Consider the following 12,828-nt stretch of genomic DNA (forward strand, 5'->3'; position numbering starts at 1 on the left):
TCTACCTCAGCTTCAGGGTGGCAAGGCCGATCAGCACGAGAATCACGGTGATGATCCAGAAACGGACGATCACGCGTGGCTCGGGCCAGCCCTTGAGTTCAAAGTGATGATGAATCGGTGCCATGCGGAACACGCGGCGACCGGTCATTTTGAAAGAAGCAACCTGGATGACCACCGACAGGGTTTCCATCACGAACACGCCGCCCATGATGAACAGGACGATTTCCTGACGCACGATCACCGCAATGGTACCCAGTGCCGCGCCGAGTGCCAGTGCACCGACATCGCCCATGAACACCTGCGCCGGGTAGGTGTTGAACCAGAGGAACCCGAGGCCGGCACCGATCAGTGCGCCGCAGAATACAATCAGTTCGCCCGCGCCCGGCACGTAAGGAATCAGCAGGTATTCGGCGAATTTCACGTTACCCGACAGGTAGCAGAAAATCCCCAGACCGCCGCCGACCATCACCGTCGGCATGATCGCCAGACCGTCGAGGCCGTCAGTCAGGTTGACCGCGTTGCTCGAGCCGACGATCACGAAGTAGGTCAGCACGATGAAACCGGCGCCCAGCGGAATGCTGTAGTCCTTGAGCATCGGCAGGATCAGGGTGGTTTCCACCGGCGTGGTCGCGGTCATATAAAGGAAGATCGCCGCGCCCAGACCGAACACCGACTGCCAGAAATACTTCCAGCGGCTTGGCAAGCCCCGGGAGTTCTTCTCGATCACTTTGCGGTAGTCGTCGACCCAGCCGATGGCGCCGAACAGCAGCGTCACCAGCAGCACGACCCACACGTAGCGGTTGCTCAGGTCAGCCCACAGCAGGGTGCTGACACCGATGGAAGACAGAATCAGTGCGCCACCCATGGTCGGCGTACCCGACTTGGACAGGTGCGATTGCGGGCCGTCATTGCGAACCGACTGGCCGATCTGACGGTTCTGCAGGGTGCGGATCATCCACGGGCCATAGCACAGCGACAAAACCAGCGCGGTCAGCACACCGAGGATCCCGCGCAGGGTCAGGTACTGGAAGACCGCGAAGCCTTTGTAGAACTGTTGCAGATACTCCGCTAGCAGCAGCAGCATTAATGTTTCTCCAGACTGGACCCGCACAGAGCCGCAACGATGTTTTCCATCGCTGCACTGCGCGAACCCTTGATCAAAATGGTGGTGTTTGTGTCCTGCTCGGCGTCGAGGGCCTGGATCAGTTCGGCTTGCGTACCGAAGTGATGCGCCTCTTTACCGAATGCGTTCACGGCGTGGACCATGTTCGGTCCGACCGCGTAAAGCGCGGAAACCTTGCCCCGGGCGTATTCGCCCACGTCGCGGTGCCCCTGCTCCGCCCAGTCGCCCAACTCGCCGATATCTCCGAGCACCAGGACGGTGCGGCCGGAAAAGCCGGCGAGTATATCAACGGCAGCGCACATGGAGGTGGGGTTTGCGTTGTAAGTGTCATCGATCACGCGCATGCCGTTCTTCGCCAGTTGCGCGACGGTGCGACCCTTGACCGGTTGTACCGCGCCAAGCCCGGTGGCAATGCCGAACAGCGACACGCCCAAGGCGTGAGCGGCAGCGGCGGCAGCCATGGCGTTGGCGACGTTATGGGTGCCGAGCAGGTTCAGCTGAACGTGCTCCACACCTTCAGGTGTATGCAGGTTGAACGCCGGGCAACCCCGGGCATCGGTGCTCAGGTCGCTGGCGTAGAAGTCTGCCTGAGGATTGCTCAGGGAGAAGGTCAGCACCTTGCGTGCGCCGGCGCGGAGCTTCCAGATGCCAAAAGCCTTGTCATCGAGATTGAGCACAGCAACGCCATCCGCTGCCAGCCCGTCAATGATTTCGCCTTTGGCTTCGACGATTTTTTCCGGCCCGCCGAACTCGCCAACGTGAGCGGTACCGGCGTTGTTGAGAATCGCCACGTGCGGCTTGGTCAGCCCGACGGTGTAGGCGATTTCACCCAGACGCGAAGCGCCCAGTTCGATCACGGCGGCGGTGTGTTCCGGCGCCAGTTCGAGCAGGGTCAGCGGTGCGCCGAGGTCGTTGTTCAGATTGCCGCGCGTCGCCAGCACCGGGCCGCGGGTACGCAGAATGCTCGCGAGCATTTCCTTGACCGTGGTCTTGCCGCTGGAACCGGTGATGGCCGCGACTGGCTGAGTGAATGCCGCACGGTTCAAGGCGCCCAATTGGCCGAGGGCCTGACGGGTGTCCTTGACCAGCAATTGCGGCAACGTGCTGTCGGCGACTTCACGCTCGACCAGTGCCGCGACCGCGCCTTTGCCGGCGACGTCGTTCAGATAGTCGTGACCATCGAAGCGCGGGCCAGTCAGGGCAATAAACAGTTGGCCAGCGGTGATCGCACGGCTGTCGATGCTGACTCCATCAAAACTGGCGTCGGTGCTGATCAGACGGGCGTCGAGCACGTTGGTCAGCTCGCTCAATGTCAGGGCCTTAAGCATGTGCCACCTCCCACGCGGTGAGGGCATGATCGGCCTCGACCAGATCGGAGAAAGCGTGCCGCTCGCCGTTGATTTCCTGATAGTCCTCGTGGCCTTTGCCCGCCAGAACGATCACGTCATCCGCCGAAGCGCCAGCGATCAGTTGCGCAATCGCCTGACCACGGCCGGCGACGAAGGTGACGTTATCCACAGCAGTGAAACCTGCGCGGATGTCGTCGAAAATCTGTGTCGGATCTTCCGTACGCGGGTTGTCATCGGTGACCAGTACGCGATCAGCCAGACGCTCGACCACTTCGGCCATCAGCGGACGCTTGCCGCGGTCACGATCACCGCCACAGCCGAACAGGCACAGCAACTGGCCTTTGACGTGTGGGCGCAATGCAGTCAGAACCTTTTCCAGCGCATCCGGGGTGTGGGCGTAATCGACCACCACCAGCGGCTGAGTGCCGCCACCCAGACGCTGCATGCGTCCGGCCGGGCCTTCGAGTTTCGGCAGCACCTTGAGAATTTCGTCGAGGGCGTAATCCAGACCGAGCAAGGCGCCGACCGCCGCCAGGACGTTGCTCAGGTTGAAACGACCGAGCAGCGTGCTGCGCAGATGATGTTCGCCCTGCGGCGTGACCAGCGTGGCGCGTACGCCGTGGTCATCGAACTGCGCTTCACGGCAGAACAGGTAGGCGCTGCTGTCGAGCAGGCTGTAAGTGATCAGGCGCGAATCGCGTTTCTCGGCGGCCAGTTGCCGACCGAAATCGTCGTCGAGGTTGACCACGCGGCACTTCAGGTCATTCCAGGCGAACAGCTTGGCCTTGGCCTCGGCGTACGCCTCCATGGTGCCGTGATAATCCAGGTGATCGCGAGACAGATTGGTCATCACCGCGACGTCGAACGCCAATGCCGTGACCCGGCCCTGATCCAGACCGTGAGACGATACTTCCATGGCCACGGCTTTGGCCCCGGCCTTTTTCAGGTCGCCGAGGGTCGCCTGCACGGCAATCGGATTCGGCGTGGTGTGCAGGCCGCTTTCCAGCGCGCCATAGAAGCCGGAGCCCAGCGTACCGACGATGCCGCAGTGCTGACCGAGCAGATCGAGTGCCTGCGCGACCAGTTGGGTCACGCTGGTTTTACCGTTGGTGCCGGTGACGCCGATCAGGTTCAGGTGATGGCTCGGTTCGCCATAAAAGCGCCCGGCGATATCGGACAGCTGCGCCGCCAGGCCCTTGACCGGAATCAGCGGCACTTCGGTGATCGGCAGCACGGTGGCGCCTTCCACTTCATAGGCAACCGCGGCCGCGCCACGCTGCAAGGCATCGGCGATGTGCGCACGGCCATCGAACTTGCCGCCGGGCACAGCGAGGAACAGGTCACCCGCGCGTACGTTACGGCTGTCCAGCGCCAATTCACGGATCAACAGATCGTGGCCGGCGTGGGGGAATATCTTGTTCAGACTTAATGACATCAGCCGCGCCCTCCATTGGCTTTCAGCGGAACGACCGGGGTAGCGTTGGCCTGTTGGGTGGTCGGCAGGTTGTCCGGGGTCACGTTCATCAGACGCAGGGTGCCGGACATCACACGGCTGAACACCGGCGCCGACACCAGACCACCGAAGTAACCGGCCTTGGACGGTTCATCGATCACCACCACGATGGCGTAACGTGGATCGCTCATCGGGCCGAAACCGGCGAACAGCGAACGGTAGGAGTTTTCGGCGTAGCCCTTGGTGCCCACCGACGTTTTACGTGCAGTACCCGACTTGCCGGCCACGTGATACGCCGGCACCTGCGCACGGAACACACCGCGCGGTGCTTCGATCACTTGCTGCAGCATGCCCTGCATGGTTTTCGCGACGGCTTCCGGCAGCACCTGGGTAGTCTGCGGCGGCTTGTCGGTTTTGATCAGGGTCAGCGGCGCCAGACGACCGTTGTTGGCCAGCGCCGAGAAGGCGTGAACCAGCTGGATCGCGGTCACGGAAATACCGTAGCCGTAAGACAGCGTCGCGGTTTCCGCCTTGCGCCAGTCGCGGTAGTTCGGCAGGTTGCCGACACGCTCGCCCGGGAAACCCAGACCGGTATCCTGGCCGAGGCCGACTTTCTGTGCGAGACGGTAAATGGTCTCGCCACCGATATCGAACGCGACCTTGCTCATGCCGACGTTACTGGAATTGATCAGGATGCCGGTCATGTCCAGCACCGGGCCTTCGGTCTTGGAAACGTCCTTGATCGTGTACTTGCCGATCTGCAGGGACCCCGGATACACCTCGACGGTGTCGCTCGGCTTCCAGCGGCCGGACTCGATGGCGGCGCTCATCGAGATCGCTTTCATGGTCGAACCCGGTTCGAACACGTCGATCATCGCGCGGTTACGCATCATCGCCGGCTGCAGGTTGCGACGGTTGTTCGGGTTGTAGGTCGGCTGGTTGACCATGGCGAGGATCTCGCCGGTCTTCACGTCCATGATCACCAGGCTGCCGGCTTTGGCGCCGTTCTCGATGATCGCGTTGCGCAGCTCGCGGTTGGCCAGGTATTGCAGGCGCAGGTCAATCGACAACGCCAAGGGCTTGCCGGCCTTGGCGTTCTTGGTGACCTGGACATCCTTGATCAGCCGACCGCGCCGATCCTTGATGACCTGCCGCTTGCCCGGCACCCCGGCCAGCCACTCGTCGTAGGCCAGCTCGACGCCTTCGCGCCCGTGATCGTCAATGTCGGTAAAGCCGACCATGTGCGCGGTGACTTCACCAGCCGGATAGAAGCGGCGGAATTCTTCGATGCCGTAAACGCCCGGCACTTTCAGGTCGAGCACAGCCTGGCCCTGCTCGGGGGTCAGCCCGCGTACCAGGTAAATGAATTCTTTGTTGGCCTGGGCTTCGAGACGTTCGGCAAGGGCTTTCGGGTCCTGACCCAGCGCGGCGGCCAGTGCTGGCCACTTCTCTTTGGCTGTCTGCATTTCCTTGGCGTTGGCCCACAGCGTGGTCACTGGGGTACTCACGGCCAAAGGCTCGCCGTTACGGTCGGTGATCAGACCACGGTGAGCAGGAATCGGGATATGACGCAGACTGCGCGCATCGCCCTGCCCTTTGAGGAAGTCACGGTCAACCACCTGCAGGTCGATGATGCGCCAGCAGATCGCCGCGACCATCACGCCGAGCAGGGCCACCATCAGGCGGAAGCGCCACGGGAAAAGTGCGCCTTCGAGTTTCATCATGGCGCCACCATCTTCACGTCAGCCGCGCCAGGGATGTGCATTTTCAGTTGTTCGGTGGCCAGCACTTCGATGCGGCTGTGCGCAGTCCAGGTGCTTTGCTCGAGAATCAGGCGCCCCCACTCGGCCTGCGCCTTGTCGCGCACGCTGAGTTCGTTATAAAGATTGTTGAGCAACTGCCGGTTCCAGTGCGCGCTGTAAGACACGCCGATGGCTGACACGAGCACGCCGATAAACAGCAGCAGCATGATAAAGCTGCCGCCTGGCAGGGGCTTGGCGAAAAGCTTGCTCACCGCAACTTCTCCGCGACACGCATGACAGCGCTACGGGAACGTGGGTTGGCTTTGAGTTCGGCGTCGGAGGCCGTCTGCGCTTTGCCGTGGATTTTGATTTTCGGTTCGAACGCCACGTGGCGCACGGGCAGGTTGCGCGGCAGGTTGTCGGCTTCGCCTTTCACCAGCTTGCGCATGAACAGTTTGACGATACGGTCTTCCAGCGAGTGGAAGCTGATGACCACCAGACGGCCACCGATTTCCAGAGCATCCAGTGCGGCTTCGAGGCCAGCCTCCAGATCACCCAGTTCGTTGTTGACGTGAATGCGCAACCCCTGAAATGCACGGGTCGCCGGGTTCTTGCCCTTCTCCCACGCCGGGTTGGCGACTTTCAGAACTTCGGCAAGATCAGCAGTGCGCTCGAACGGCTTGATGTCGCGGCGCTCGGCCACGGCACGGGCCATGCGCCCGGAGAAACGTTCTTCGCCGTATTCCTTGAACACCCGGGCGATTTCTTCCACCGGCGCGGTGTTGACGAACTCGGCGGCGCTGATGCCACGGGACGGATCCATGCGCATGTCCAGCGGGCCGTCGTTGAGGAAGCTGAAGCCGCGCTCGGCGTCGTCGAGCTGCGGCGAAGACACGCCGAGGTCGAGCAGGATACCGCTGACCTTGCCGCTCAGACCTTGCTCGGCAACCACCGAACCCAGTTCGGCAAAGCTGCGCTGCACAACGACAAAGCGGCCGTCTTCGGCCGCTAGCGTTTGCCCGGTGGCAATCGCTTGTGGATCTTTGTCGAACCCGATGAGCCGACCGTCCGTCCCGAGCTGGCTGAGGATCAGCCGACTGTGCCCGCCGCGCCCGAACGTACCGTCCAGATAGCAGCCATCAGGACGTACGGCGAGAGCCTCGACGGCTTCGTCAAGCAGTACGGTGATGTGGTTAAAGCCGCTATCAATAGTCACAGGATCAAATCACGCAGTTCGTCAGGCATGGCGCCCGGTTGTTGAATAGCAGCAAGGTCAGCGGCAGACACCGCGTTCCATGCATCCTCGTCCCACAATTGGAACTTGTTCAGTTGGCCCACCAGCATCGCTTTCTTATCAAGCTTTGCGTATTCGCGCAGACGCGGTGGAACCAGAAAACGACCACTGCCGTCGAGTTCGAGGTCGACGGCATTACCAATCAATAAACGCTGCAGGCGACGGTTCTCTTCGCGAAGCGAAGGGAGTGCGCGCAACTTGGTTTCAATGATTTCCCACTCGTCGAGCGGGTAGACACACAGGCACGGATCAACGGCATCAATGGTCACGATCAATTGGCCGGAACTACGCGAAACGAGCTCGTCACGGTACCGGCTCGGCATGGCGAGACGGCCCTTTGCATCGAGACTGATAGCGTTAGCTCCGCGAAACACGTCAGCGTTTCTCCAATTTTTATCGTTTTGAGCTCAAAAAACCCACTTCATGCCACTTTCCGCCACTTGCGCACACTATAGGAATGCGCCCACCACACCGTCAAGGCGCGGATCAAAGGAAAACCCTTACAGAACGGAGATTTAGGAGCTTAAAAGGAGGGGTAACGACAATTTGGCGGATACTTTTGGCCAATAACTTGATGCAACACGGAAAGCTGCGCTCGGAAGTTAAAGTAATTTGTTAAGAGTAAGATTTTTTCGGTATTACAAAAGCGCTTCTGCTGTTGATTGAAGCAAGGTGGGAAATGGCTATTACTGCATGTGCCGCTGCCGGACTTTAGCGCAGGCCTGCCGATAATAACCAGCCCTGATGCCATTGATTCAAGCAGGGAAAGAAAAAGGTGGAGAGTCGATCTGTAAGCCGGGTTCTGTCTTGAACAGTCATTCGTCTACGATGGCCATCACTGGACATCTTTAGCAACCTACCCGGTCCCAGCGCGGGCCACGCCTTGGGACCCTATTTGGTCTTGCTCCAAGTGGGGTTTACCTAGCCACGAACTGTTGCCAGACGTGCGGTGCGCTCTTACCGCACCTTTTCACCCTTACCGGCGCCGAAGCGCTTAGGCGGTTATTTTCTGTGGCACTTTCCGTAGGCTCACGCCTCCCAGGCATTACCTGGCACTTCGCCCTATGGAGCCCGGACTTTCCTCCCCCCCCTAATTTTCATAGAGGGCAGCGACTGTCCGATCGACTCTCCGCCGCGCAGGTTAACGGCAGAGCGCCCGAAGAACAAGCGCTAATAGCCGTGAAACCCGTCTGCGCGACGGGTTACTCGCCCTTCTGCTGTTCCAGTGCAACCTGATACAGGACGTTTTTACGCTCGCCGGTGATTTTCGCGGCCAGGGCGGCAGCTCGCTTGAGCGGCATCTCTTCGAGCAACAGATTGAGCACGCGCATCGCTTCGCTGCTGACCGCATCTTCGGACTCCGGTGCAGACCAGCCGGCGACCAGCACCACACACTCGCCGCGCTGCTGATTGCTGTCGGACTCGACAAATGCACGCAGCTCGGCCAGCGGCAGGCCTTTGAGCGTCTCGAAGGTTTTGGTGATTTCCCGGGCCAGCAACGCCTGACGCTCGCCACCGAACACCGCTTCCATGTCCTGCAGGCATTCGAGAATGCGATGCGGGGCCTCGTAGAAAATCAGCGTGCGCGGCTCTTCCTTGACTGCTTCCAGGCGCGCCTTGCGCCCTGCCGACTTGGCCGGCAGGAAGCCTTCGAAGATGAACCGGTCGGAGGGCAGCCCCGCCGCCGACAGCGCAGCGATCAACGCACAGGCACCCGGCACCGGCACCACATTGATCCCCGCCGCCCGCGCCTGACGCACCAGGTGGTAACCCGGATCGGAAATCAGTGGCGTCCCGGCATCGGAAATCAGCGCGACGTTATCGCCCGCCAGCAAACGGGTAATAAAGCGGCTACCTTCATCACGTTCGTTGTGTTCATGGCAGGCTGCCAACGGCGTGGAAATGCCGAAGTGCTGCATCAGTCGCGCCGAGTGTCGCGTGTCTTCAGCGGCGATCAACGCCACTTCGCGGAGGATTTTCAGGGCCCGGGCGCTGATGTCGTCCAGGTTGCCGATGGGCGTCGCCACCACATAAAGCGAGCCAGCAGCGGAATTCAAAGGACCTGGAGCAGTCAAAGCGCACACCTCGTGTTCGGTAAAAGCCGGCATTGTAACGCGTCACGAGGCTTGCGAACCGTATGCGCCGAGCGCGGTTTTGCACGCAGTTGTGCGCCGCCGCAACATTTACTCCAGCTAAATTGATTGATTCACGCCAGTAACATCGCGCCCCGGCCAGTGCTTGGGTACAATTCCACGCTAATTTGATCGAGTATCAGGAACACTTACATGATCGCTTGCCTGCGGCTGTTCACTGCCCTCTGCCTCGCTGCCTTGCTGGCGGCCTGCGCCAGTTCCCCTTCCTCCAGCCTTGGCGAACTTCCACGGACTCCGGATGCCAGCATCGAGCAACTGCTCGAACAGGCTACCCAGGCCAAGACGCCGGAAAAAGCCGCCCTGTTGCGCCTGAGCGCGGCAGACCTGGCTTATCGTCAGGGCAATGCGGGCCAGTCCGCGCAGATCCTGCAACAAGTGCCGATGGAGCAGTTGAAGCCGGGCCAGCAGATCTTCGCCAGCACCCTGTCCGCTGAACTGGCGATGACCCGCAATCAGCCGAAAGCTGCGCTGACCGCCCTGAGCCATCCGAGCCTGCAACACCTGAGCGAAATGCCGGAAGATCAGCAAGTGCGCACTGGCACCGTGCATGCCCGCGCACTGGAAGCCGACGGCCAGACCCTGGCTGCCGCTCGCGAGCGCATTTTCATCGCGCCAATGCTCAAAGACGAAGCCGCAAGCAAGAACCACGAAGCGATCTGGACCCTGATCGCTTCGCTGCCGACCGATCAGTTGCAACCCAACACCGCCGATGATCTTGGCGGCTGGATGGGCCTGGCCCTGGCCGTGAAAACCGCCGGCACCCTGGAACAACAGCAAGCCGCGATCGACGCCTGGCGCGCGCAGAATCCAAAACACCCGGCAGCGATCAACCTGCCGTTGCCCCTGACCAAACTCAAGGAACTGGCCAGCCAGCCCCTGAGCAAGATCGCCCTGCTGCTGCCGCAAGACGGCCCGCTGGCCTCGGTCGGCAAGGCCCTGCGTGAAGGCTTCATGGCGGCGCACTATCAAGCGCAACAGGCCGGCCAGAAGCCGCCCGCCATCGAGTTCTACGACAGCTCCAAGCTGACCTCGATGGACGAGTTCTACCGCAAGGCCCAGGCTGATGGCGTGCAATTGGTGGTCGGCCCGCTGGAAAAACCGCTGGTCAAACAACTGAGCACCCGTCCGCAACTGCCAATCACCACCCTCGCGCTGAACTACAGCGAAGGTGATCAAGGTCCGGCGCAACTGTTCCAGTTTGGTCTGGCCGCTGAAGACGAAGCCCGCGAAGTCTCGCGCCGTGCCCGCGCCGACGGCCTGCATCGCGCCGCCATCATGGTGCCGAAAGGTGAATGGGGCGATCGCGTACTGCGTGCGTTCAGCCAGGACTGGCAGGCCAATGGCGGCAGCATCGTTGCCACCGAACGTGTCGATCAGCCGGTGCAACTGGCCCAGCAGATCGCCGACATGTTCCAGCTGCGTCAAAGCGAAGCCCGCGCCAAGAGCCTGCAGAACGCTGCCGGCACCAACGTAGCCGCGCAGCCGTCACGCCGTCAGGACATCGAATTCATCTTCCTGGCCGCCACGCCGCAGCAGGCGCAGCAGATCAAGCCGACCCTGAACTTCCAGTACGCCGGTGACGTTCCGGTCTACGCGACTTCCCACGTGTACAGCGCCAGTGGCGACGTGAACCAGTACAACGACATGAACGGTGTGCGTTTCTGCGAAACGCCGTGGCTGCTGGAAACCAGCGACCCGCTGCGTCAGCAAGTGGTTGCGCAATGGCCACAGGCCGCCGGCAGCCTCGGTCGTCTGTACGCGATGGGCGTGGATGCCTATCGCCTGGCTCCGCGCCTGGGTCAACTCAAGGCCCTGCCAGACAGCCGCATCGAAGGAGAGTCCGGCAGCCTCGGCATGACTCAGACCCAGCGCGTTGTACGCCAACTGCCTTGGGCGCAGTTCGTCAGCGGTCAGGTTCAGCGCCTGCCGGACACCCCGCGCTGATGCCCGACGGCTCGCACCTGCAAAGCGGTAAAGATGCCGAGCGCCAGGCGCTCGAGCATCTGCAACACCAGGGTCTGCGCCTGCTGGCGCAGAACTGGTCATGTAAACGGGGCGAGCTTGATCTGGTCATGCTTGATGGCGATACAGTAGTATTCGTCGAAGTCCGCTACAGAAAAAACACTCAATGGGGTGGCGCGCTCGCTAGCATCGATGAGCGCAAACGGCAGAAACTGATTTTCGCCGCGCAGTATTTTCTTCAGCGCGAGTCACGCTGGGCCGATTCCCCTTGCCGCTTCGACGTGGTGGCCATCGACAGGCACCCGGATCAGTTGAACTGGTTGCAGAATGCGTTCGATGGTTGATTCTCTGCACACCACCCCGGACACTTTCACCGACAATTTTTGCTCTTTGCTTTGCGGGCTGCACATTCACGTGCCGAACAGCCGCGCCACTTAAGGTCACACAGATGGACATGCAATCCCGAATTCGCCAGCTTTTCCAGGCCAGTATCGACACCAAGCAACAGGCGATGGACGTACTTGCACCGCACATCGAGCAAGCCAGCCAGATCATGGTCAACGCCCTGCTCAACGAAGGCAAAATGCTTTCGTGCGGCAACGGCGGCTCTGCCGGCGACGCCCAGCACTTCTCCTCGGAGCTGCTCAACCGCTTCGAGCGCGAGCGCCCGAGCCTGCCGGCCATCGCCCTGACCACCGACAGCTCGACGATCACCTCGATCGCCAACGACTACAGCTACAACGAAGTGTTCTCCAAGCAGATCCGCGCACTGGGTCAGCCAGGCGATGTATTGCTGGCGATTTCGACCAGCGGTAACTCGGCCAACATTATTCAGGCGATCCAGGCCGCACATGATCGCGAAATGATTGTCGTAGCATTGACTGGCCGCGATGGCGGCGGCATGGCTTCGCTGCTGCTGCCTGAAGATGTCGAGATTCGCGTACCGGCCCATGTCACTGCACGTATTCAGGAAGTCCATCTGCTGGCGATCCATTGCCTCTGCGATCTGATCGACAGCCAACTGTTCGGGAGTGAAGAATGACCCCTAATCGCCTTGGCCTTCTGGCCTTGACCCTGTGCCTCGGCATCAGCGGCTGCACCTCGGTGGTGAATGCCAGCCGCGAGGCGCCGATTGAAGACGACCGCGGCACCCGAACCTTCGGCAGTAAAATTGACGACTCGCTGATCGAGACCAAAGTCGGCGTCAACGTGGCCAAGGCCGACCCTGGCCTGGACAAGGACTCGCATATCGTCGTCACCAGCTTCAACGGCGTGGTGCTGCTCGCCGGCCAGACGCCGCGCGAAGACCTCAAGGCCAAGGCCGAACAGGCCGCCGCCAACGTCCAGCGCGTGAAGAAGGTGCACAACGAGCTGCAAGTGATCGCGCCTTCGAGCTTCCTCGCCCGCCAGAACGACGCCTGGCTGACCACCAAGATCAAGACCCAGATGCTGACCGATGCCAGCATTCCCGGCTCGCGCATCAAAGTCGTGACCGAGAATGGCATCGTCTATCTGCTGGGCCTGCTGACCAAGCAGGAAGCGCAACAGGCGACCAATCTGGTGCAGAGCGTTTCCGGTGTGCAGAAAATCGTGAAGCTGTTCGAATACATCGACTGATCCGTACTTCTGTAGGAGCTGCCGCAGGCTGCGATCTTTTGATTTTGTTTTTAAGATCAAGATCAAAAGATCGCAGCCTCGCTCCACTCGACAGCTCCTACAGAAATAGAACAGATATAAAAAAGGCGACCCTCT

Annotated in this window: 12 protein-coding genes and 1 other RNA gene; 4 read left to right on the top strand and 9 right to left on the bottom strand. The window is 61.0% G+C overall.

The genetic code is table 11. The features are described 5' to 3' along the window. Position 1: 1 nt before the first annotated feature. From mraY to rsmI, 9 genes are all read right to left on the bottom strand, one after another. Positions 2-1,084 carry a phospho-N-acetylmuramoyl-pentapeptide-transferase gene (gene mraY, locus PMI25_RS10085; RefSeq protein ID WP_007961631.1) on the bottom strand — a complete coding sequence of 361 codons (1,083 nt, stop codon included), beginning with the start codon at positions 1,082-1,084 and terminating at the stop codon, positions 2-4. Then, complete coding sequence (locus PMI25_RS10090) at positions 1,084-2,451, bottom strand: UDP-N-acetylmuramoyl-tripeptide--D-alanyl-D-alanine ligase (RefSeq protein WP_007961630.1); 1,368 nt, start codon at positions 2,449-2,451, stop codon at positions 1,084-1,086. The genes mraY and PMI25_RS10090 overlap by 1 nt, the downstream gene beginning before the upstream one ends. Beyond that, positions 2,444-3,907 (bottom strand): UDP-N-acetylmuramoyl-L-alanyl-D-glutamate--2,6-diaminopimelate ligase, encoded by a 1,464-nt coding sequence (locus tag PMI25_RS10095; RefSeq protein ID WP_007961629.1) that lies wholly within the window; start codon positions 3,905-3,907, stop codon positions 2,444-2,446. The genes PMI25_RS10090 and PMI25_RS10095 overlap by 8 nt, the downstream gene beginning before the upstream one ends. Next, on the bottom strand, positions 3,907-5,646 hold the full coding sequence (locus tag PMI25_RS10100) for a peptidoglycan D,D-transpeptidase FtsI family protein (RefSeq protein ID WP_177325714.1): 1,740 nt from the start codon (positions 5,644-5,646) through the stop codon (positions 3,907-3,909). Before PMI25_RS10100 ends, PMI25_RS10095 begins: the two co-directional genes overlap by 1 nt. After that, positions 5,646-5,939 (bottom strand): cell division protein FtsL, encoded by a 294-nt coding sequence (ftsL, locus tag PMI25_RS10105; RefSeq protein ID WP_007961627.1) that lies wholly within the window; start codon positions 5,937-5,939, stop codon positions 5,646-5,648. The genes PMI25_RS10100 and ftsL overlap by 1 nt, the downstream gene beginning before the upstream one ends. Beyond that, the gene (gene rsmH, locus PMI25_RS10110) at positions 5,936-6,883 is read right to left on the bottom strand and encodes a 16S rRNA (cytosine(1402)-N(4))-methyltransferase RsmH (protein WP_007961626.1); all 948 of its coding nucleotides are present in this window, start codon (positions 6,881-6,883) and stop codon (positions 5,936-5,938) included. Before rsmH ends, ftsL begins: the two co-directional genes overlap by 4 nt. Beyond that, positions 6,880-7,335 carry a division/cell wall cluster transcriptional repressor MraZ gene (gene mraZ, locus PMI25_RS10115; RefSeq protein WP_003228026.1) on the bottom strand — a complete coding sequence of 152 codons (456 nt, stop codon included), beginning with the start codon at positions 7,333-7,335 and terminating at the stop codon, positions 6,880-6,882. The genes rsmH and mraZ overlap by 4 nt, the downstream gene beginning before the upstream one ends. A 401-nt stretch (positions 7,336-7,736) precedes the next feature. Beyond that, positions 7,737-8,090: RNase P RNA component class A (gene rnpB, locus PMI25_RS27705), an RNA gene on the bottom strand. A 73-nt stretch (positions 8,091-8,163) separates the two neighbouring features. Next, positions 8,164-9,069, bottom strand: a complete 906-nt coding sequence (gene rsmI, locus PMI25_RS10120) for a 16S rRNA (cytidine(1402)-2'-O)-methyltransferase (RefSeq protein ID WP_081755201.1) — start codon at positions 9,067-9,069, stop codon at positions 8,164-8,166. A gap of 177 nt (positions 9,070-9,246) precedes the next feature. On the opposite strand from rsmI, the gene PMI25_RS10125 reads away from it, so the two are divergent. From PMI25_RS10125 to PMI25_RS10140, 4 genes are all read left to right on the top strand, one after another. Next, complete coding sequence (locus tag PMI25_RS10125) at positions 9,247-11,058, top strand: penicillin-binding protein activator (RefSeq protein ID WP_007961624.1); 1,812 nt, start codon at positions 9,247-9,249, stop codon at positions 11,056-11,058. After that, the gene (locus tag PMI25_RS10130; protein ID WP_007961623.1) at positions 11,058-11,420 is read left to right on the top strand and encodes a YraN family protein; all 363 of its coding nucleotides are present in this window, start codon (positions 11,058-11,060) and stop codon (positions 11,418-11,420) included. Before PMI25_RS10125 ends, PMI25_RS10130 begins: the two co-directional genes overlap by 1 nt. A 104-nt stretch (positions 11,421-11,524) precedes the next feature. Next, positions 11,525-12,118 carry a phosphoheptose isomerase gene (locus PMI25_RS10135; RefSeq protein ID WP_007961622.1) on the top strand — a complete coding sequence of 198 codons (594 nt, stop codon included), beginning with the start codon at positions 11,525-11,527 and terminating at the stop codon, positions 12,116-12,118. Beyond that, positions 12,115-12,693, top strand: coding sequence for a BON domain-containing protein (locus PMI25_RS10140; RefSeq protein ID WP_007961621.1), 579 nt, complete (start codon positions 12,115-12,117; stop codon positions 12,691-12,693). Before PMI25_RS10135 ends, PMI25_RS10140 begins: the two co-directional genes overlap by 4 nt. Positions 12,694-12,828: the final 135 nt, after the last annotated feature.

This window comes from Pseudomonas sp. GM30 (assembly GCF_000282275.2).
Lineage (GTDB): Bacteria > Pseudomonadota > Gammaproteobacteria > Pseudomonadales > Pseudomonadaceae > Aquipseudomonas.